General features: G+C 39.2%; 17 protein-coding genes. 9 read left to right on the forward strand and 8 right to left on the reverse strand.

Going from position 1 to position 22,298, the window contains the following annotated elements:
• Positions 1–236: 236 nt before the first annotated feature.
• Positions 237–1,802: an AsmA family protein gene (locus F565_RS0111765; protein ID WP_020213431.1), complete on the forward strand. Its 1,566-nt coding sequence runs from the start codon at positions 237–239 to the stop codon at positions 1,800–1,802.
• A gap of 71 nt (positions 1,803–1,873) precedes the next feature.
• Here F565_RS0111765 and F565_RS22390 read toward each other — a convergent pair whose 3' ends face one another.
• The 3 genes from F565_RS22390 to F565_RS0111780 all read right to left on the reverse strand — a co-directional run bounded on the left by F565_RS22390 (position 1,874) and on the right by F565_RS0111780 (position 6,302).
• Positions 1,874–3,916, reverse strand: a complete 2,043-nt coding sequence (locus tag F565_RS22390) for a M43 family zinc metalloprotease (protein ID WP_020213432.1) — start codon at positions 3,914–3,916, stop codon at positions 1,874–1,876.
• A 137-nt stretch (positions 3,917–4,053) separates the two neighbouring features.
• Positions 4,054–4,839, reverse strand: a complete 786-nt coding sequence (locus tag F565_RS0111775) for a DUF3050 domain-containing protein (RefSeq protein ID WP_020213433.1) — start codon at positions 4,837–4,839, stop codon at positions 4,054–4,056.
• Positions 4,840–5,123: 284 nt separating this feature from the next.
• Positions 5,124–6,302, reverse strand: a complete 1,179-nt coding sequence (locus F565_RS0111780) for an acyl-CoA dehydrogenase family protein (protein WP_020213434.1) — start codon at positions 6,300–6,302, stop codon at positions 5,124–5,126.
• Positions 6,303–6,454: 152 nt separating this feature from the next.
• On the opposite strand from F565_RS0111780, the gene F565_RS0111785 reads away from it, so the two are divergent.
• Positions 6,455–7,339 (forward strand): hypothetical protein, encoded by an 885-nt coding sequence (locus F565_RS0111785; protein WP_020213435.1) that lies wholly within the window; start codon positions 6,455–6,457, stop codon positions 7,337–7,339.
• Positions 7,340–7,341: 2 nt separating this feature from the next.
• On the opposite strand, the gene F565_RS0111790 is transcribed toward F565_RS0111785, so the two are convergent.
• The 3 genes from F565_RS0111790 to F565_RS0111800 all read right to left on the reverse strand — a co-directional run bounded on the left by F565_RS0111790 (position 7,342) and on the right by F565_RS0111800 (position 9,290).
• Positions 7,342–8,046: a tRNA1(Val) (adenine(37)-N6)-methyltransferase gene (locus F565_RS0111790; protein WP_020213436.1), complete on the reverse strand. Its 705-nt coding sequence runs from the start codon at positions 8,044–8,046 to the stop codon at positions 7,342–7,344.
• Between the two features lie 157 nt (positions 8,047–8,203).
• The gene (gene rimM, locus F565_RS0111795; RefSeq protein ID WP_020213437.1) at positions 8,204–8,734 is read right to left on the reverse strand and encodes a ribosome maturation factor RimM; all 531 of its coding nucleotides are present in this window, start codon (positions 8,732–8,734) and stop codon (positions 8,204–8,206) included.
• 16 nt (positions 8,735–8,750) lie between these two features.
• Entirely contained in the window at positions 8,751–9,290 is a 540-nt protein-coding gene (locus F565_RS0111800) for a 30S ribosomal protein S16 (protein WP_020213438.1), read from the reverse strand.
• A gap of 227 nt (positions 9,291–9,517) precedes the next feature.
• Between F565_RS0111800 and F565_RS0111810 the strand changes: the two genes are divergently transcribed.
• From F565_RS0111810 to F565_RS0111835, 5 genes are all read left to right on the forward strand, one after another.
• A complete protein-coding gene (locus tag F565_RS0111810; RefSeq protein ID WP_020213439.1) occupies positions 9,518–10,015 on the forward strand; it encodes a DUF6252 domain-containing protein in 498 nt (165 codons plus the stop codon).
• A 156-nt stretch (positions 10,016–10,171) separates the two neighbouring features.
• Positions 10,172–10,567 carry an RNA recognition motif domain-containing protein gene (locus F565_RS0111815; protein WP_026300022.1) on the forward strand — a complete coding sequence of 132 codons (396 nt, stop codon included), beginning with the start codon at positions 10,172–10,174 and terminating at the stop codon, positions 10,565–10,567.
• A 378-nt stretch (positions 10,568–10,945) separates the two neighbouring features.
• Positions 10,946–12,079: an FIST signal transduction protein gene (locus F565_RS0111825; protein ID WP_020213442.1), complete on the forward strand. Its 1,134-nt coding sequence runs from the start codon at positions 10,946–10,948 to the stop codon at positions 12,077–12,079.
• A complete protein-coding gene (locus F565_RS0111830; RefSeq protein WP_020213443.1) occupies positions 12,080–13,114 on the forward strand; it encodes an ATP-binding protein in 1,035 nt (344 codons plus the stop codon).
• A gap of 143 nt (positions 13,115–13,257) precedes the next feature.
• Positions 13,258–13,830, forward strand: coding sequence for a PAS domain-containing protein (locus F565_RS0111835; RefSeq protein WP_020213444.1), 573 nt, complete (start codon positions 13,258–13,260; stop codon positions 13,828–13,830).
• A gap of 79 nt (positions 13,831–13,909) precedes the next feature.
• Here the strand turns inward: F565_RS0111835 and F565_RS0111840 are convergent, their stop codons facing one another.
• Both F565_RS0111840 and gldJ read right to left on the reverse strand, forming a co-directional pair.
• On the reverse strand, positions 13,910–15,196 hold the full coding sequence (locus F565_RS0111840) for a UDP-N-acetylmuramoyl-tripeptide--D-alanyl-D-alanine ligase (RefSeq protein WP_020213445.1): 1,287 nt from the start codon (positions 15,194–15,196) through the stop codon (positions 13,910–13,912).
• A gap of 65 nt (positions 15,197–15,261) precedes the next feature.
• Positions 15,262–16,938 carry a gliding motility lipoprotein GldJ gene (gldJ, locus tag F565_RS0111845; protein ID WP_020213446.1) on the reverse strand — a complete coding sequence of 559 codons (1,677 nt, stop codon included), beginning with the start codon at positions 16,936–16,938 and terminating at the stop codon, positions 15,262–15,264.
• A gap of 204 nt (positions 16,939–17,142) precedes the next feature.
• Here gldJ and porU point away from each other — a divergent pair, with 204 nt between their 5' ends.
• Both porU and porV read left to right on the forward strand, forming a co-directional pair.
• Complete coding sequence (gene porU, locus F565_RS0111850; protein WP_020213447.1) at positions 17,143–21,033, forward strand: type IX secretion system sortase PorU; 3,891 nt, start codon at positions 17,143–17,145, stop codon at positions 21,031–21,033.
• Positions 21,034–21,072: 39 nt separating this feature from the next.
• Positions 21,073–22,296, forward strand: a complete 1,224-nt coding sequence (gene porV / locus F565_RS0111855) for a type IX secretion system outer membrane channel protein PorV (RefSeq protein ID WP_020213448.1) — start codon at positions 21,073–21,075, stop codon at positions 22,294–22,296.
• Positions 22,297–22,298: the final 2 nt, after the last annotated feature.

Raw genomic sequence — 22,298 nt, forward strand, 5'->3', positions numbered from 1 at the left:
CAATAAAATACAGTAATTTATTATGCATTCATAATAATTTATTTTGCATATTTTAAGCTGTAAGGATAGGAATTTTTAATACAAAATAAACTTATGTTGCGAATTTAATATGCAAGCATACTAATGTAACTATTTAGCCTACTTTTATTTAACGCTTTAAGATAAATATTAATAAAAACACAAATAGTATGGAGGTGCAATTTTTTGGTAGTAAATTTCATTCATAATCTATTTTCATGAAACTATTTAAAAAAATCGCCATAGGTATTTTGGGGTTTGTTATACTACTCGTGCTGCTTAACTTTGGCGTAAGCCGTTACGTATCGGCTAAACTTCCCACCATTATAAAAGAGCAAAAGGGTTTTCCTTATAACCTTAATTATAAAAAGCTTGATATAAATATCCTTACTGGCAGTTTTGTAATGCATGATGCCTACCTGGCACCTAAAGATACCATGCAGGAAGCTGTTAAAAACGGTATTTTTGGACAGATAAAATCAATTAGCGTTAACGGCTTAAGCTTATGGCAGCTGTACAAAAATAATCGCATTAAGGTAAGCCGCGTGGTTATAGATACGCCCGAAATTATTATGTACCACCGCGAGAAGAAATATAATGTTGAAGATGACATAGAAAAGCCTTTTAAAAACGTAATAGAAACAGGAAGCCTTGAGGTGCGTCATGGTAATTTTAAAATGGTAGATGCAAAAAAGAATCCCATGCTTAAGGCATCTAATATTACTTTCGAACTGAATAAAATAACTGTAGACAGTGCTACTGTAAAAGAAAATGTGCCGGTACGCTACCGCGATTACAGTTTTGCCTGCGACAGCCTGTTTTATAATGCCGGGCCCTTTTACAATATTACCCTCAATAAAATAACATCTACAGATAGTACGCTTGCTATACATAACTTCAGTATGATACCCAAGCAAACGCGTCCTCAGTTTGTTAAGGCTATATCTAAAGAACTCGACCAGTTTAACCTTCAGGTTAATAAAATTACTGTACCTAAAGCCGACTGGGGTTTTGTAAATAATGTGCTTTATGTGCATGCACCCGAAGTAACGTTAGAAAAGGTATTTGCTAATATTTATCGCAGCAAAGAACCGGCAGACGACCCTACACGTAAAAAACTGTACAGTGAATTGCTGAGGTCTATAAAATTTGACCTGAAAGTAGAGAAGTTATTACTCAAAAACAGCCTGATAGAATATGAAGAGCAGCTAACCTTTAGTAGACCCGCTGCTAAGGTTGTGTTTTCTAAATTTTATGCCACAATTGCTAATGTATACAGCCCTGTAAATAAAAAAGATAAACTGCCTGCCACTACTATAGATGTGCAATGCCTCTTTATGAAAAAAGCGCCATTAAGCGTAAAATGGAGTTTTAATACACCCGACGTAAGCGATGCATTTACCATTGCCGGGCATTTGCAGAATTTAAAAAGCGAAGATGCAAATCCTGTTTCTAAACCACTTATGAATGCCGAAACAACCGGAAACCTGAAAGATGTTCAGTTTGTTTTAAACGGTAACCGCGAGCGAGCCACGGGCACATTTGCCATAAAGTATGAAGACCTTAAGGTGGATATCTATAAAAAAGACGGCAAGAAGAAGAATAAGCTGATTAGTGCTGTAGGTAACCTGTTAGTTAAAAACGATACCGATGGCGACCTTAAAAAAGTTAATGTAGCGGTAGAACGCAGTAAAGACAAATCAGTATTTAATTTTTTATGGAAGTTTGTAATGGAAGGGCTTAAACAAACCGTATTGCCCAAAGTTGTAGGCAAGAACATATAGATACAGCTTTTGCTGTAAACACAAAACCCCCGGCACTGCCGGGGGTTCGTTATTTAAAAAAAGTTTTATACTTAGTATTTAATAAACTGTAACGTTTGTGTAGTGCCACTACCGCTTAGTTTTATAAAGTAAACACCATTAGCATAACCCGATATATTAAGCTCCTGGTTATTACTGTTTACCTTACCGGTACTAACTATCTGGCCAAGGTTATTGTAAACCGTATAAGCATCCGGCAGGGTAGTTGCCTGAGGTACTGCGATATTTATAACATTGTGCGATGGGTTAGGGTATAATTTTATACCACTTTTTACTGCATTTTTATTACCTGTCCCCAGTATTGTGTTAACACTAAAGGTAAACGATTCCTGGTCTGCATAAGCACCGCCACTTGTAATTAATACATCATCGGCTGTTTTTATGTTGTAGTAGCCGTTACCATATTCGCAGCAAATTCCGTCGGCTTCAAGGTCTAATATTGTAAAGGTATAGCACTCATTGTTTTCAACATCAATGCTTTGTGTATAGGTGGTCTCATTTTCATAAGGCTCGCTATTTTGCGGATCCTCAAAATTAATGTTGCTGGCCACAAAATCGCCTGCGCTATTTGTTATATACCAAATTGTCTCTTCCGCATATTCATCTGTGCGAATTGTAAACACAATTTCAGAAGTGTTGAAACTTGGTAAAATGGTAAAGTTTTGTGTTTTAGTATTGTTAGATGGTGCCTGGTCATCCGTTCCATTTACAGATGTTATAGAGGCTGTAAAAGTATGCGTTCCGGGAGTAAAGGTTAATTGCGGTACAGCTATAGAAGTTGTTTCCCCGCTTGCAAGGCTTCCGGTCCAGTTGTAAGTTGCTATGGCATCGTTATCTGCGGCGTAATCAATAATAGCCGATGTAAGTGTGTTGTTTCCGGTATTGGTTAATTCAATCGCTGGCGAAATAGTATTGCTGCACGTACTGGTTAAACCCTGCAGGTTTAATGAACCATCATTATCAAATGTTTCTCCCGGTACACAACCATTAGATGTTATTAGCGAAAGCCTTCTTGGCGAATTTGCCAGTACTGCCTGCATACGCTCTTTTTGGTTTGCAGTAAAAATGTTCTGGCAGGCATCATCAGTATAGTCCATATAGTTTTGAAACATATCGGTACCCGGCCTTGCGGTACAAGAGTCAAACCCTGCATCAGGACATCCACTGTTAGCAGTGCGCGCAATAGGCGTATCTGCGCAATAATCGTCGGCAGTACAGTTATCTTCATCGCCCCATATATGCCTAAGTCCAAAAAAGTGGCCTATTTCGTGGCTGGCAGCGCGCCCTAAATTCCTGTTTTCACTATAAGATCCGGCAGGGTAAATCTCTTCCGAACCAAAGTAAAGATAGCCTAAGGCAACACCATCGGTTTCGGCAGCAGTTCCGGTACCCTCATCAAGGCCATCAAGGCTGGAGTCTGTAGGGAATTGTGCATAGCCGGCAAGTTCATAAATACCCGATATTACAATTTGGTTAACTACCCAAATGTTAAGATATTTTTCAGGATCCCATTGTGTTTGTGCTTTAACAAGTTCCAGTTCTTCCATATCCCACGGTCTATCAGATCCAATGTTATGGCGTACAATGCCGTTAGATGCTAATCCGTATGGGTCTCTTTGCGCCATACAGAAAGCAATATCCATACTTGCACCTACAGGGTTGTCGTTAAAACCACGGGTGCCTGCTTCTCGGCTGTAATCCTGGTTTAAAACCGTGATTTGCGACTGGATTTGCCCTTCAGATATATTTTCGTTAACGCCTATAGCGTCGCCATTATGTATAACATGTACAACTACAGGTATAGTAACTACATCATTTACATTTTGTGCAGTACGCTGTGTTCTGCGTGCTTCAATTTTTGAAGCGATCCAGTTTTCAAACCTGTCAGTTGTTGCACGGTTTGAGTTGTTTTTGTGTAAAAGCGCCTCATACTCTACAGTAGCACATTTTACAAACTCTTTAGGCTCTCCCGGCTTTTTAATGGTAGCAGTTTTTGTTTTGTTTTGGGCATTCATGCCAAGGGTAAGCAAACCTGCGGCAATAAGCATACAGGCTTTAATGGTAGTTTTTTTCATTGGTTAAAATTGTGTTAAGGCAAATATCAGGTATAGGACGCAAAAAAGAAAATTTGTAACACAAAAAGTGAAAAAAAAATGAAAAAGCCCAAACTTGTGTCTGGGCTTTACAGTATTCGCGGTAATTTGTTTAATTTTTATATAGACGCTAAATCTTCGTGGAGCATTTTCTCTTCGATGGCATCCCAGAGGCCTATCCTTTTTTCGAGAGCAGTGCGGGAAACTTCTTCAACTTCTCTCCATTTTTGGTCATCATTGCCGCACAATTCTACAACCATTTGCATAGCCATAGGTCCGTGCTCATCGGCATCAAGCTCTATATGCCTTTCAAAATAGTAAATAAGGTTACTTAGGTCAACTTCAGGAAAGTTAGTTTCAAAGTTACGCAATATCTCGGTAAACATAGCAGGTATAAGGTCTTCACGCCCAAAGGTAAATGCAGCGGCAATTTCGTGTGGCTTGCCTTCCTCAATAACCCTGAAAGTAAAATCAAGGAATGCCTTAATACCACTGTGCAGCGCACTTTGCTTAATAGATACAAAAATGTTTTGCGTGCTAATCACATCTGCTAAAAAATCACTAACCTCAGTAACATCGGCACCTATGGCTTTCATGGCATCAATATACATTTCGTAGTGGCTTTGCCTTTTACCATCTATATTAATATCTGTTTCTTCGGCAAGTACAATTTCATTTATAAGATAACGTATTTCCGGATTGCCTACGGGAAGCCACGGCACCTGGGTACAGGTTAGTTTTGACTGTAGTGCTTTAAGAAGCGACATAAAATCCCACACGGCATATACATGGCCCTGTAAAAAATGCCTTAAATCATCAATTGTTTTTACCCTCTCATAAAGTGGGTGTTGTAACAGTATCTCCCTTTGAGGACGGATGACACTGTTTATTGTAGCTGTGTCCATAACAGTATTTTTTACAAAATTAAAAAAGCTTTAGCGCAATGTATAGTATTGCCATTGTTTTTATCAATACAATAATAATGCCTGTTTATTGGGCATTTGTAAATTTTAAACGGTAAAGGTCATGTAATATTGAATGCCATTTACAACATTATATACGCATGCCATTACGCAAAGGTTTTTGTTGATAAGTTAATTATGGTTAATGGTTGCATTAATAAAAAGTGCCGCAAATAACGATGCGGCACTTTAATGAATTTTCAATATGTCTTTTATTTGACGATCATTTATTTAAAAGCCGCAAACCCGGTAACATCCATGCCTGTAATAAGCAGGTGAATATCATGTGTACCCTCATAAGTAACTACGCTTTCCAGGTTCATCATGTGGCGCATAATAGAATATTCTCCGGTTATGCCCATACCGCCCAGCATCTGGCGTGCATCTCGTGCTATGGTAAGTGCCATGTCTACGTTATTGCGTTTTGCCATAGATATCTGTGCTGTTGTAGCTTTACCTTCGTTACGTAAAACACCCAGCCTCCATGTAAGGAGCTGTGCTTTAGTGATTTCGGTAATCATTTCGGCTAACTTTTTTTGCTGTAGCTGTGTGGCACCAATTGGTTTATCAAACTGTATGCGTTCCTGGCTGTAACGCAGGGCTGTGTCATAGCAATCCATAGCGGCACCTATGGCACCCCATGCAATACCGTAACGTGCAGAATCTAAACAGCCAAGCGGTGCGCCAAGCCCTGACTTGTTAGGTAAAAGGTTTTCTTTAGGCACTTTAACATTATCGAATATCAATTCGCCGGTAGCCGAAGCCCTAAGCGACCATTTATTGTGAGTTTCAGGAGTAGTAAAGCCTTCCATGCCGCGCTCTACAATAAGGCCATGAATCCTGCCGGCTTCATCTTTAGCCCATACTACAGCAATATCTGCAAAAGGGGCGTTACTTATCCACATTTTTGCACCGTTAAGCAGGTAGTGGTCGCCTTTATCTTTAAAATTTGTTATCATGCCACCCGGATTCGATCCGTGGTCAGGCTCAGTAAGGCCAAAACAGCCCATGAATTCGCCCGATGCAAGTTTAGGTAAATACTTAACCCTTTGCTCTTCAGTACCGTACTTCCATATAGGGTACATAACTAACGATGATTGTACCGATGCTGTACTCCTCACGCCGCTGTCGCCACGTTCTATTTCCTGCATTATAAGGCCATAAGAAATCTGGTCGAGGCCTGCGCCGCCATACTCTTCGGGTATATAAGGGCCAAAAGCACCTATATCGGCAAGGCCTTTAATGATCTGTTTTGGGAATTCTGCCTTTTGGGCATAATCTTCTATAATGGGCGAAACCTCTCGCTTTACCCACTCGCGGGCAGCGTCGCGCACCATTTTGTGCTCATCGGTTAATAACTCATCAAGGTTATAGTAATCAGGGGCCTGGAATAGATCGGGTCTCATTTGTTTATGTTTTTGACTAAAACAAATGTAAACAGAATTCTAACAATTCAATAATTGTTTGTTGCATTTTTTAATAAAAATTGAATTATTAGCGACAGTTTAGCTACAAGCTAACTTTTTGATTAATATTGGCTATCTTATTGTTTACTCTTATGAAACTATTTTACACCATACTATTAGTGCTGTTTTGCTTTGCGATTAAAGCACAATCCATTGTTATTTTAAATGCTGTTACTAAAGAGCCCGTGCCATTTGCAACGGTTTTGGCAAGGCTTAATCAGGAGCCTGTATCCCGTGATTATTGCAATCAGGACGGCAGCGTTAAAATCAGTATTAAAAACTACGACGTGCTCGAGGTTTCCTGCATTGGCTTTACCGCTGTTGCTTTAGATAAAGCCGCTGTTGGAGCTGAGGTATTACTGCAGCCTGTTGCCTTTCAGCTTGATGAAGTGGTAATAACAGGGCGCACAAATGTGGTAACGGTAGGGTATATAGATAGGAAAAAGAATGATTTTAGTGGTATTGCGGCCGAATTTAAGGATGCAGTTTTCATTCCTAATACTACAGGTAATGCCGGTTATATAAAGTCTTTCCTGTTTAAAATAGTAAAAGCTAAAAACCGTTTTGCCTACCGACTGCATTTTTATAAACGTGCTACAGGCAAAAGCTATCCGGGGGAAGAGGTTACGCCGGCAAATATTATAGGCTTTGTGGAAAAAGACACGAAAGGGTTAACGGAACTTGATCTGACGGAATATACAATTGAATTTCCTGAAACAGGGATATTTGTATCTATAGAAGGCCTTGGTGCCTGCGACGGTAATGGGAAAATTATAGAAGCTAAAGACGCTTACATTACCTATGAAGATTTTCAGAGTGCCGAACCTATATATTTCCATCAGCCTGAATTCTTTATAAGCACCGGCTGGATTAATCAAAACGAGCGTATTATAAGAGATTATAAAGAAAATGGTAACTCAAAGCCTCCTGTAGAAGCTTTGCGCGTACCGTCTTTTGGCCTTAAAGTTTACAGGTAAACTCACATCTTTAAGTAAAAATCCTTAGTAAGAGCTACATATTCGGTAGTATATTCGTGGCGTGTGGTTTCTATAACCAGTTCGTTAATTTCAATATCGCTTTCGGTATAACTAAAAGCCATAAGGCTGCGCTTAATATCCGATGTTGGTGTGCCTTTTACACGGGTAATTTTAAAGGGTAGCAATCCTTCGTCTTTCATTAAGGCAATAAAACTCGTCTCTTCTTTGTAAGGCAATATAATGGCAAATACACCTTTTTCAGATAATAAAAGTCCCGCAGCTTCGGCAAGGTCTTCAAACGGAAGTGATGCAGCAAACCGCGCAGTATCACGCTGCTCATTGCCACTGGTGTAGTCTTCGGTATAAAAAGGGGGGTTGCTTATAATAAGGTCATATTCATCTTCGGGTTCCTCCATAAATTCGTCGAGTCCGGCATGGTAGCAAAACAGTCTGTCTCCCCACGGCGAATTTTCAAAGTTATCTACGGCCTGCTCATACGCATCATCATCAATTTCCAAGGCATCAATTTGTTCGGCATTGCTGCGCTGTGCAAGCATTAATGCTATTAAGCCTGTGCCTGCACCAATATCAAGAATAGAGTAGGGGTTATTGTCCAGCGGTGTCCATGCTCCCAGCAATACACCATCGGTGCCTACTTTCATTGCGGTTTTATCCTGCTGAATATTGAATTGCTTAAAGGAGAACATGTTAATTTCGGAATTTACATTTCAGATTTCAGATTGAAAACCCAAATTTATGGGTAATAATTATGATCACTAAAGATGATTACAAATATAGATAGGATAATAAATGATTAGATGCTCTATTAAAACATGAACTTTTATATAACCTGAAACAAAAAAACTATGCGTTTAAGTAAAGGTCTATAAGCCCGTCGGGCGTATCAAGTATTATTTTTTTATTGTCGCGGTCTACCTTAACAATAAAATGGTCTATCATAGGGATAAGTATCTCTATTTCGCCTTTTTTAATTTCAAAAAGGGGCTGAGATGAGGTGTCGTTTATGTTAACTATAGTACCTATTTCGCCCAGGCGAACATCTTCGGCAATAAAACCCACAACTTCATGAAAGTAAAATTTATCGCCTTCCAGTATTGGTAATTGGGTAAGAGGCAAGTAAATATCGCAGCCCATAATGCCATCGGCGGCATCTTCGCTATCAATATCTTCAAAACGTACCCTTAAGAATTCATTTTTGTGCAGGGAACTGCTCTGAATAAAAAATGGAACCAGGTGTTTGTGTATTTCAACAAACACCGATTCCAGGTTTTCATACAACTCAGGTTCGTCCGTATCCAGCCATGCCAGTACTTCGCCCTTGTAGCTAAATTTTTTGGCTATCTTGCCTAAATAGAAACAATCTTCTTTACGCATGATGCTGCCTTTAAAATTATGCCTGAGTTTCTTCTGTGTTTTCGTCAGCCGTTTCTTCTGTAGCCTCTTCAGCGGCAGGAGCATTTGCAGCAGCAAGGTCAGCCTCAGCTTGTTTTGCAGCAGCAATACGGTCGTCGTTTACTTTTTTCTCAGCTTCAAGAGCTTTAGCCCTTGCATCAGCTTTAGCGTCAGAAAGGTTACCTTTCTTAGCATCTACTTTACCGGTTTTTTCTTCTAACCATGTAGTTAGTTTAGCATCTGCCTGTTCTTGTGTAAGAGCACCTTTACGCACACCGCCATCAAGGTGGTGTTTAAGTAGTGCACCTTTGTAAGATAGGATAGCTCTTGCAGTATCTGTAGGTTGTGCACCATTGTGCAGCCATTGAACAGCGCTGTCAAGATCTAAATCAATTGTTGCAGGGTTAGTGTTTGGGTTGTAAGTTCCTATTTTTTCAAGAAATTTACCATCCCTTTTAGAGCGTGAATCCGCTGCTACTACCCAGTAAAATGGTTTTCCTTTTTTACCGTGTCTTTGTAATCTGATTTTTACAGGCATCTTTTAGATTATTGTGGGGTTCCCGACCCCTGATTATTTAAGCGTGCAAATATATAAAAGTTTCCTGTACTAATAACTTAAAACGCTAAATTTATGATTTTTCCTGAACTGCCCAATTTAAATTTTTAATTTTTATTATGATTTCTCTCTTTTTGATTAGGATATATTCCATAAAAAACTATTTTTGTCGTTGTAAAATTTGAGTTACCCCTTCTAACAATATAATAATGAAAAAAATTTTATCGCTTTTAGTGTTGATGGCTGCTTTTACCTCGTGTGAAGAAGATATAAAATTTAATACTCCCGCTGTGCAGGGTCTTAAAGATAATGCGTTATGGAGAGCTGATGCCTTTACCGCAACAATTGCAGGAGACGGGTCGCTTGTCATCACGGCAACAACAGGATTTGAAACAGTGGTTTTAAAAGCATCCGCTATAGATCCGGGTACTTACCCATTTGGTAAAAATGATAGTGGTGTGCTTTACCCAAGCCAGGCTTCTTACTCTATTGCTGCAGAGAGCGGTGTGGGAGACACGTTTTCTACAATCTTAGAAAATGGCAGGGGACAGATAGTAATTAGCGACGATGTAAGGGAAACCAACATTGCCCAGGGTTATATTTCGGGCAGTTTTCGCTTTAATGCGGTTAATGACGAAGGTGTAATAGTTTATTTTGCCGACGGCGTATTTTATAAAGTACCGCTGGTCGCTGCAACAGGACAATAAAGTTAAGCCCCAAACTAAGGTTTGGGGTTTTTTATAAACATTAATGCTTAATATTAAAATTTTATTAAATTAAAATAAAATGGTGTTTTCTAAGTAAATAAGATTACATTTGTAAGAGCACAAACACCTATAGGAACAAATAATTAATTATTTTTTATGAATATTTTCGTTGGAAGCTTACCGTTCTCTTTGAGCGAGGCAGATTTAAGAGAGTCTTTTGAGGCTTATGGACCAGTTGATTCTGTAAAGATCATTACAGATAAAATTACTGGCAGAAGTAAAGGTTTTGGTTTTGTAGAGATGCCAGACGAAGAAGAAGGCCAAAAAGCTATTGATGAGCTTAATGGTGCAACTGTACAAGGCAGGGCTATTGTAGTTAACAAATCAGAACCGCGTCCAGGTGGCGACAGAAAAAGTTTTGGTGGTGGTGGCAACAGTCGTCCAGGCGGTGGCTTTAACAGAGACAGTCGTCCAGGTGGCGGTGATCGTGGTGGATACAATCGTGGCGGAAGCGGCGGTGGTGGAGACTACAACCGTGGCGGACGTTACTAATAATATAGAACGCAAATTATTAAAACCATCCTTTTTTAAGGGTGGTTTTTTTCTTTTTACGCTATATAGTTAATCTTTAAATATGGTTTTTTCTTGTTGATATTTATATCATAATTACTCTTTTTGGGTAAGTTTAAATTGTATTTTCCATTCGACTACAGTAAACGGTTATTCGTCTATAGCAAGGTAAATGTTATCTAATTTAATGTATTTGCAAAAATCAATTTTGTATGTTTGATTTGGTGTATACTTACCCCTTAGTATAGGCAGTTTTATATTTAATTACTAATTATGCCTTTTATAATTAATGTTAGGCTCTTTTTTTGTCCTTAAAATAGGTGTATATGTTTTAGGCTTTAATTTGTAATTTATTGTAATATGAAGGTTGTACAAGCTTATAAAAAGAAAAACTCAGATTGGCACTATCTGGCAGAAAAAACACTGCTTACAAATCCGCTTGTATTGGTTTTTGCTAATCGTCTCATGCTGGAAGATGTAAGTATATTAAATAGTGTAAGGCATGAATTTGCATACGAACATATTGTTTATGCCTCAACGGCCGGCGAAATATTTAATGTAGAGGTTTTAGAGAACACGGTTACGGTAATCGCCATAGAATTTGAAAAAAGCACGTTTGTAGTTAAGGCAGATAATATATTTAACCATAATAAAAATACCCGCGAGCTTGGTGCGGCATTAGCTGCGCAAATGCCTGCCGAAGGTTTAAAGCATTTATTTGTACTGTCTGAAGGGAGTTTTGTAAGTGGTACATCGCTTATTAAAGGTTTAGAAAGTATCCTTGACGAAAATGTTGCTATAACCGGAGGTTTAAGCGGTGATGATTTAAGGTACGAAAAAACACTAACATCTTATAAAGAAGATCCTAAAGAAGGAGAAATTGTGCTTATAGGTTTTTATGGCGAATCGCTCGAAATTACTTTTGCCAGTTATGGCGGTTGGCTTGCCTTTGGGCCAGAGAGGATAATTACAAAATCTGAGGGGAGTACTTTGTATGAAATAGACGGTCAGTCATCTTTAGAGTTGTATAAAAAATACCTGGGGGATAAAGCCGGAGATTTTGCAAGGTCTGCTTTATTGTATCCGCTTAATGTTATAGCACCCGGTAAAACGCATGCGGTTGTAAGGGCTGTTGTAGCTACAGATATGGAGAACAAAGCTATGATATTTGCAGATGAAGTGCCACAGGACTCGCAGGTACAATTGATAATGATATCACCCGACCGTATCTCGCAAGGGGCATTTACCGCCTCTACGCTCGCTATGCAGGATCGTGTTACAAAGCCTCAACTGGCACTTGTTATTAGCTGTATAGGCCGTAAAGTGGTAATGAACCAGCGTGTGGAGGAGGAGATAGAGCTGGTGCGCGAAGTAATAGGCGAAGATACTGCTATAAGCGGGTTTTATTCTTATGGCGAGATTGCACCTTTTCATGATACACGTTCAAGCGAACTACATAATCAGACTATGACATTAACATTAATAAGCGAATAAATGAATTCGTTATTAAGAAGACAGATAAAAAAACATCTTACCGGTGAGCAATTGCCCGCGGTGGAGCAATTTCTTACGGCTGTTAGCGAATCGTATACCACGTATGATGATCATATTGCCATGCTGCAAAGAGCTATTAAGTTAAGCTCGGATGAGTTGTATGAAGCTAACCATAAATTAAGGGAGGAGGCAAAAAGCCTAAAGGAAATTAATAAAAACCTTGAGTTTATATTAGCCTCGATGAACCTTAATAATAACCCTGATGAACTTGCAGAATTTAATGCTATAGAACATATAAGGCAACAGTCGGAAGAAATAATAAGGATAAATGCGCAGCGTGAAGATTTGCTTAAAAGCCTCGAAGTGCAAAACCAGGAGCTTAATGAGTATGCCCATGTGGTTTCTCACGATTTAAAATCGCCTTTAAGAAGCATTAACGCACTTATAAACTGGATTATAGAAGATAATAAGGATAAGCTTGATGAAGAAAGCTCAAAGTCTTTAAACCTCATATTATTTAATGTCGAAAAAATGGATTTGCTTATTAAAGGCATCCTTGATTACTCGTCTATAGACAGGCTGGAGTCTGAAAACAGGCTGGTTGACTTTAATGACATGGTAGACGAAATTTTGAGGACTATAGATATGCCGGAGTCTATAAAAGTTAAGATTAATAATGAGTTGCCTGCCATGTATGGCAATTTTTTCAGGTTCAGGCAATTGTTTCAAAATCTTATAGAAAATTCTATCAAGTATAATGACAAGGAGATTGGCCTTATAGAAATAGGCTATACTGCAAGAGAAAATGAAGTAGAATTTTACGTTAAAGATAATGGCCGTGGCATACCTGCAGCATATTTTGATAAGATTTTTAACGTGTTTACAAAGCTTGACAGTAAAGACCAGTCATCAGGCATTGGGCTGTCTATCGTAAAAAAAATTGTTAACTTTTATGGCGGAAAAATTTGGGTTGAAAGTACAGAAGGTAAAGAAACAACTTTTTTCTTTACCCTTGTAGGTATTGATGGAGTGTAACTATTTGGTTTTTATTTGCTTGAGGTTTATAAGTTTGTTGTTTTTTATTATTGAACACATCATAATAATTATCACACTTGTGTTAAAGATTGAGTCTCTCGGAAAAATATTATATACTTTCGCTGATAATTATATTGAATGCCATGGGTGATGATAATAAAGATATTAACAGCATGATGTGCCTTGATATTTACCTTTCGTCGCTAAGCGATGCGGAGTACAGTAAGATAGCACAGAAAATAAAATCGAAACGGGTTTTTCCTGTTACGAGTTGGGATATCTCGGCTAATTTTCTACAAAAAAATAATCCGGTAACAACTCAGGAGAACGACAGGCAGCAGCTTAATCTTTTTTCTAAAAAATTTAAATGGAAACTCGATCTCAATTCAATTATGCCTTCTCGGTATGAGGCTATTATAATTACAGATATTAAACAGGAAATTTATTGGGTTAACCAGGGGTTTGCCGCTATGACCGGGTACTCTGCAGAGCATGCCGTGGGCAGGAAACCTGATTTTCTTCAGGGTAACAAAACACTGCCGGAGGTTCGTAAAAATATTAGGGAACATTTGCAGCACCTTAAACCTATTGCCTGCACAATTATTAATTACCGTAAAAATGGAGATGAATATGTTTGTGAGGTTAAAATTATCCCTATTAGCAACGATAAAAATATAGTAACCCATTTTTTAGCTTTCGAAAGGGAAGCTGTATAAACCTTGTCATCAAAATACATTATTCTAATTTAGTTTAGCGTATAATCTTTAATGATTTTTATTACAGGGCATTCTTAAATCAAATAATATCAAGTACTCTCTCTAACGCCATGCCCCGTGATCCTTTTATTAATATCAATGCTTTTTTATCGGTTTGCAGCACCGACGCATTATTTTTAAGGTCTTCGTAAGTTTTAAAAAAATGGAGGTGGCTATTTTTAATTTTATTGGCATAAAAATCATTGCCAACAAAAATTACCTTTACACCTTCTTCCCCGGCAAGATATTGCACCAGTTTTTTGTGTTCTGCAAGACTTTCGGTGCCTAATTCAAACATGTCTCCAAGTATTGCAATTTTAGGCTCCTCGTCAAGCTGTACAAAGTTAGTTAGGGCTGCCATCATACTGCTTGGATTAGCATTGTAAGCGTCGAGTATTATCTTGTTTCCATTCTTTTCGGTTAGCTGTGAGCGATTGTTAGTAGGTATGTAGTTTTCTATAGCAGCTTTAATTTCGCTATCGGCAACTTTAAAATAATTGCCAATTGCAATTGCCGCGCTAATATTAGAAGCATTGTAAATACCTATAAGATGTGATTGTATATGCAGGTCGTTATAAATTAACCGCACCATAGGGTTAGCATCTACATCGTCTATGCGTACATTACCATCATAGCTATTTGTGGCAAAAGTAAAACGTGATAATGCTTCGGTTTTCTTATCCTGAATTTCGTCGTCAAGATTTACAAAGGCGGTTTTAGTATGTGTTTCTAAATACGTATACAGCTCGCTTTTACCTTTTATTACCCCGTCATATCCACCAAAACCTTCAAGGTGGGCTTTGCCAAAATTTGTGATATAACCAAAATTAGGCTCGGCAAGCTCACACAGCATTTCTATTTCTTTCTGGTGATTGGCTCCCATTTCTACAATACCTATCTCCGTCTCTGTAGTAAAAGAAAGCAATGTTAGCGGTACACCAATATGATTGTTTAGGTTACCTACTGTAGCTTTTGTACTGTATTTTTTAGATAATACAGCGTTAACAAGTTCTTTGGTCGTGGTCTTGCCATTACTACCCGTAAGTGCTATTACCGGCAGGCCTAACTGCCTGCGGTGGTGCTGTGCTAACTGTTGCAAAGCTTCGAGGGTGTTTTCTACGAGTAACATCCTGTCGCCTGTTTTATAAGCAGGGTTATCTATTACAACGTAGCGCGCACCCATATTTAGTGCTTCGGAGGCAAATGTATTAGCATCAAAATTATCGCCTTTTAACGCAAAAAATATAGAGTTTGGCATGATTTTGCGGGTATCTGTAGACAGGGCAGAGCAGCTTGTAAAATATTGGTATAACTGAGATATTTCCATTAGTGTATATAACAAATAAAAGCCCTAAGATAGGGCTTTTATTTTAATTTATATTTTAGCAAAAATTAGTTTCTTGCCGTCTTTTTATTAGATTTAGGGCCAACTTTAGACATTGCACATCTAAAACCAATATAGTCTGTAGCCATATCCTGAGGATAATACCTTCTTTGTGCAGGATCTAACCAGTAAGCTCTGTCTCTCCAAGAACCACCTTTAAACACCCTTACGTTATCATTAATAAGTGTAGTCCTTTTAGTTTTATCTTCCTGGCCTATTAGTTTTCCTGTGGCAGAATCTATAGCAACTTTATTTTTAGGGGAGTTGTACATCTTAGAAGTGTTTTTTGTTTCATCCACATCTTCTTCAGATCCTACGTCACCATACTTGCGTACAGATTGCTGGTCACCATCCCTAAAGTTCCTGTTATCGCCACGTGTGTAGTTCTGTCTCAGGTAAGTGTCTTCCTCAGTAATTTTTACACGGGCAATTTGTCCCGGTAAACTTCTGTACTGTATTCTTTTGTTATCAAGAGTGTCATATTGTATAGACTCAGCAGTAACAAGAGCAGCTCTTCCGTCATCGCCTATACTGTCTTTCATATAAACGTTACCCCTGTAGTAGTTAAAGTCGTTTCCTTCATCATCAACTATAGGACGGTAAACGTCTGCAACCCATTCTGCTACGTTACCAGCCATATCATATAAACCAAAATCATTTGGCGGGTATGATTTAACTTTGTTAGTAATATCTGCGTTATCATCGCTCCATCCGGCAATTCCACCGTAGTCACCTTTACCTTGTTTAAAGTTGGCAAGCTGGTCACCTTTAGTGGTCCTGTTACCGTTACGGGTATACATACCTTTCCAAGGATATTTTTTATTACCCCTGTATAAGTTGTACTCGCGGTTACCTACAAGTGCAACGGCTGCATATTCCCATTCAGCCTCTGTAGGAAGCCTGTATTCCGGTAATATTAAACCAGATGTTCTTTGTGCATAAACGTTTTTAGCATCTTCTTTACCCGCAAGTTTATTACGTGCACCTTTATATACAATTTCTTCGTTACCGCCAAAGCTTTTTGTTGGGCTTTCAAGGTAAGCCTCAGTACTAAAAGTGCTTTCTGCAGTAACATCGGTTAACTTAGCGTCTTTTTTAAGGTAACCTTCTTTTTCAAGAACACCTTCATTAACACGGTCAGTTCTCCATTTGCTAAATTCAGTTGCCTGTATCCAGCTAACACCTACAACAGGATACTCAGCATAAGCCGGGTGCCTAAGGTAGTTATTTGTCATGGTTTCGTTGTAGCCCAAAGCGCTTCTCCAAACCAGTGTATCGGGCAATGCCCCAACATAAATATTTTTATAATTCTCTTCGGTTGGAGGGAAAACCCTTTTTAACCAGTCAAGATACTCAAGGTACATAACATTTGTAACCTCTGTTTCATCCATGTAGAAAGATTGTACGTGCTGCTGCGTTGGAGTATTGTTCCAATCGTGCATTACATCATCCTGAACCCTACCCATGGTAAATGTACCACCCTCTACTGCAACAAGTCCTGGAGCAGCATCTTGCTGCTTGTACTTAGAGTTGTGCTGGAAACCACCTTTCTTGTCATTGATTTTCCATCCCGTAGCTGATGAGGTATTCCCCGAGCCGGAGCCTTTTTTGCTGCAGCTGGTAAAACCCACTGTTACCGCCAGTGCGAGCAACATCCTTAAAGCCGTGATTTTGTTAACTTTCATCTTTCTGTAGGTAAATAATTTTCGAGCCGCAATATAATAATTAACCATTAAACCGCAACACTAATTTAATATTTTTAGTAAATTTATAAATTTATGTTAAATCTACCTTTTAAGAACGCCCATTTTGAAGTAATATTGCATTCAGATTTAAAAAATATTTTTTTTCGCAGTAATAATATTACCGCTATTAGCGTTGTCTTATCAATGAAAAACAGGTTACTTTTATTTGTATTGCTATTTTCTTTGCTTTCATACGGTCAGCAGGGCGGGCAAATAGTATTAAACTGGGTAGACAATGTGCCTTTACATATTGTTGATAAGCCTATATCCCTGCCTCAGTTCGAGAATGAATATATGAACTTTGACCCGGTGGCAAAGCAGCTCTCTTTTTATTATACTTTTGAGACCCCCGGGATAGTAAATCCGGCTTCACTACGCGTTACAAATGTTGTTTACGAGGGTATTACCCAGTCGCAACTTGGGGGGCTTACCATTAGTAATATACCGGCATCCATAAATGCAGTGTTAGAGGCTTCTCAGGGCCGCGACCAGTGGTATGCCGGCTTAAAGCTTTCTCCTATTGTTAAAGAAGGGTCTGGTTTTAAAAGGGTAAAATCATTTAGTTATAGTTATGCCCTTGGTGGTTCAGCTTCAAGATCTACCGCCGCAGTAACGGCTATAACAAGCTCAGTTCTCGCCACGGGAGAGTGGTCGCGATTTTATGTTGAAAAATCGGGTATATACAAATTATCGAAATCTTTTTTACAGCAAATAGGGGTAGATGTTAATGCCGACCCGCGTACTATAAAAATATATGGCAATGGCGGGCGTATGGCGCCTTTGCTTAATGCTACATATTATCCCGATGACCTTGCCGAAAATGCCATAAAATTTTTGGGCGAAGAGGACGGCAGGTTTGATAGTGGCGATTACATACTGTTTTATGCTGAAGGCGTAGATAACTGGAATACAGATAGTGATACAAATAATAACCTTTTTGCCGACAGGTCCTATTATTATGTTACCAGTAAAGGTACTAACGGTAAGAGAATTCAGGAAATGGCACAGCCTTCCGGTAATGCTGTTACGCAAACATCTGTTTTTGATGAATACCAGTACCATGAGCAGGATCTTATTAACATTGCAAGGCTGGGGCGTAAATGGCATGGCGAAGCTTTTAATGTAGACAGCGAACAAAAATTTGAATTTGATGTTCCTGATATTGCTAATGAACCTGTTACTGTAACGGTAGGTGCTGCGGCAAGCTCTGTTTCGGCATCATCTATGGTGGTTACAGCAAATGATGCACCTGTAAGCACTCTGAATTTTAGGTCGCTGCCTGATAATGTTTCGGCAACAGAGGATATAAAAAGTGGCACGATATCCGCGCCAGCTAACGGAAAAATTACTGTAAAACTTACCTACAACAATGCCGGGGTACCATCTGCAAATGCATGGCTGGATTATGTTATAATACAGGCTAAACGAAATTTAGATGGTAATGGCAGGCAATTCAGGTTTCGTTACAATACTGCAGCAAATAACATAGGTACTATACAGTATAATTTTACCAATGCTGCGGGTATAGAAGAGGTTTGGGATATTACAGACATTTATAATGCTGCCAAAATTACAAATACAGCCGGTGCGCAATTTTCTTTTAAGGCATCTCAGGGCGAAGTAAGGCAGTATATAAGTGTAGTGTCTTCAGATTATTATGCTCCGCTTAAGGAGTCTAATACCCGTATGGCCAATCAAAATCTTAAGGGCACAATATTTAGGAACAGTACCGGGCAGTTTCAGGATATAGATTATATAATTGTTACGCCTGCAAGCCTTAATGCATCTGCCGAAATACTTGCAAACCACCACCGCACAACATCGGGGCTTAATGTTAAGGTTGTAAACCTCGAGAATATTTACCAGGAGTTCTCGTCGGGCAAGCAGGATATAGCGGCAATCCGTAATTTTATTAAGTACGTATATAATAATGCGTCAGACGATTCAAAGAAGGTAAAGTATGTTAACCTTTTTGGCGATGCATCTTTTGATTATAAAAACCGCATTCGCAATAATTCTAATATTGTGCCTACGTTTCATGGTTTTGCCCATAGTGCAAGCGATAATAATTATAGTGTTGTAAATACATTTGTAACCGACGATTTTTTCGGACTTATGGATCCCAATGAAGGCCAGTTACTGTTAAGTGGCGATGGCAATGTAATTGTAGCCGAAAGAGTAGATGTTGCTACGGGGCGCATGCTTGTAAATAACAGGGTACAGGCAGACCAGATGGTTAACAAGGTTTTAGAGTATGAAAGCACTGAGGCGTATGGAAGGTGGCGGTGTGAATATATAGCTACGGTAGATGACCTTGATGGTGCCGGCTCTACAGGTTTTGTAAACAACATGGAGCAGGTTGTAAACAACCTTAAAAGTGCGAGGCCTTATGTAAATGTCAGGAAAATTTATGAAGATGCTTATGTGCAGCAATCATCTGCGGGGGGGCAGCGATATCCTGAAGCTACAGAGCAGTTAATAAGGTCTATTAACTACGGTGCCCTTGCCGTGATTTATTTAGGGCATGGTGGCGAAAGCGGTCTTGCAAGCGAACAATTATTTAAAACCAGCGATGCTCAAAACCTTACTAACCGGTATAAATACCCTTTGTTTATTACAGCAACGTGCGAGCTTACAAAATTTGATAATCCGTTTGTAGAAACTGCCGGCGAGCACATTTACTGGAATCCTGCCGGAGGTGGTATTGCCATGATAACAACAACAAGGGCACTTTTTATTAGTGATGCTAATGTATTTAACCCCCGTATTACAGAAAGGCTGTATGCTTACGGTTTGCCGGAATATCCTACTATGGCAGAGGCTATGCGGTTAACTAAAAATACAATGAACCCAACGGTGCGCATGATATGTTTTATAGGTGACCCGGCACTTAAAATGGCTATCCCTAAACCTAATATTGTGCTGACTACTATCAATGATGTGCCCATAGCGCAATCTACAGATGTGTTGCAGGCATTGGGCCGCGTAAAGCTGGGTGGTAATGTAACCGATGCTAATGGTACCATGCTTACTAATTTTAATGGCGAACTTGAGGTTACGGTTTTTGATAAAGATATTGCACGTGCAACTCTTAATAATGATAATATGACTGAGCTTTCGGACCCTAGCAATCCTCGAAGCCCATTAATACCTATTATAAGGCGTTTTAATACCCTTGGCGAAACCATTTTCAGGGGTAATGCATCGGTAACTAACGGCAGGTTTGAGTTTAGTTTTGTAGTGCCAAGAGATATCAGGATTCCGGTTGCAGAGGGGCGTGTAAGCTTTTATTCTAAAAAAAATAATGCCCTCGAAGACCATATTGGCTATAACAGCGTTATAAAAATAGGTGGCGTAAATACAAGTGCTGCCGAAGATAACCTGGCACCCACCGTAAAACTGTATATGAATACAGAAACTTTTATAAGTGGCGGTATAACAAATGCGAGCCCTATATTGCTCGCTTACCTGGAAGATGCTAATGGTATTAATACTGCCAGCGGTATAGGGCACGATATTATGGGAATACTGGATGGCGACGATACCAACCAGTTCCTTATGAACGATTATTACGAAAGTGATGTTAATGATTACAGCCACGGTACGGTACGTTTTCCGTTTGCCAATCTTTCTAAAGGTTTGCATACGTTAACTTTCAGGGCGTGGGATGTTTACAATAACCTTGTTACTGCCGAGATTCAGTTTGTGGTAGCAGGAGATGATGAGCTTACGCTGGAGAAGGTGCTTAATTACCCTAACCCGTTTGTAAGTTACACCGAGTTTTGGTTTAGCCATAACAGGCCTTTTGAGCCGCTCGATGTGCAGGTGCAGGTGTTTACGGTTACCGGTAAAATTGTGAAGACAATTAACCAGACGGTAACTACAGATGGCTTTTTAAGCCGTGAGTTAAAGTGGGATGGGCGCGACGATTTTGGCGACAAAATAGGTAAGGGTGTCTATATCTATAAGCTTACCGTAAGGTCTGTTACCAGTAATAAAAAAGCAGAAAAGTACGAAAAACTTGTTTTGCTGTAAAAAACAGTATATTTGTGTCCCTTAAAATTACGATAGATAATGAAGAAAATACTTTTATTTGGCCTGTGTGTTTTAGGAATTCAGGCGGCAAAAGCCCAGAATGAAAACCGTGTAATTACCACAGGTGTACCGTTTTTGCTTATTGCAGCCGATGCAAGGGCAGGTGGTATGGCAGACCAGGGTGTGGCTACTTCAGCCGACGTTTTTTCGCAGCAATGGAATCCTGCAAAATACGCCTTTTCACTTCGTGAGCAGGGCCTTTCGGCAAGTTATACGCCTTATTTAACCAGTATTGCGAATGATATTTCGCTTGGCCAGGTAACTTATTTTAATAAAATAAACGAGAGGAGTGCCTTTGGTGGTAGCCTTCGTTACTTTAGCCTTGGCGATGTAGAGCTAAGGCAAACAGGAGATTTAGATGAGCAGGTAATTACAAGAAGCCCTAATGAGCTTGCGGTAGACCTTTCATACTCACTAAAGCTTGATGACCGTTTCTCTATGTCGGTTGCAGGGCGCTTTATCAGCTCTAACTTAAAAATTGCCGAGGCAGTTGCCGGTAGTAGTGCCGATGCTAATGCTGCAATATCGTATGCTTTTGATATATCCGGTTTTTACCAGAGTGAAGAAGTGGCTTATGATGATTTTGATGGTCGTTGGAGGGCTGGTTTCAATTTCCAGAACCTGGGTCCGAAAATCAGTTATGATGATGATCCAAATCTGAGTTCTAACTTTCTGCCGTCTAATATGAGGCTTGGTGGTGGTTTCGATTTTATTTTTGACGAGTATAACACCATTGGTGTAAACGTAGAGGTTTCTAAACTTTTAGTGCCAACACCTTTTGCTGTTGTACAGGCAGTAGATGCTGATGGCGATGGCGAGATAAGCAGTGCAGAACAAATGCTGGCCACTACTGCAAATGCAGAGAACAGGCAAAAATATAATGATATTAACTGGGTATCGGGTATTTTTAAATCGTTTGGCGATGCTCCGGGAGGTTTAAAAGAAGAGCTTCAGGAGGTTACTTACTCTCTTGGTGCAGAATATACCTATAATAAAGCTTTTGCTTTCCGTTTAGGTTATTTTAACGAGAACCAGTTAAAAGGTGCACGTAAATTCTTCTCAATGGGTGCCGGTTTTAAATATTCGGTAATAAATGTAGATGTGTCTTACTTATTCTCCGCTTCTAAAGTAAGGAACCCGTTAGAAAACACATTGCGTTTTTCACTTACCTTTAACTTCGGAGACGAATACGACGAATATTAGTA

Source organism: Flavobacterium rivuli WB 3.3-2 = DSM 21788 (assembly GCF_000378485.1).
In the GTDB taxonomy this organism is placed as follows: Bacteria; Bacteroidota; Bacteroidia; order Flavobacteriales; family Flavobacteriaceae; genus Flavobacterium; species Flavobacterium rivuli.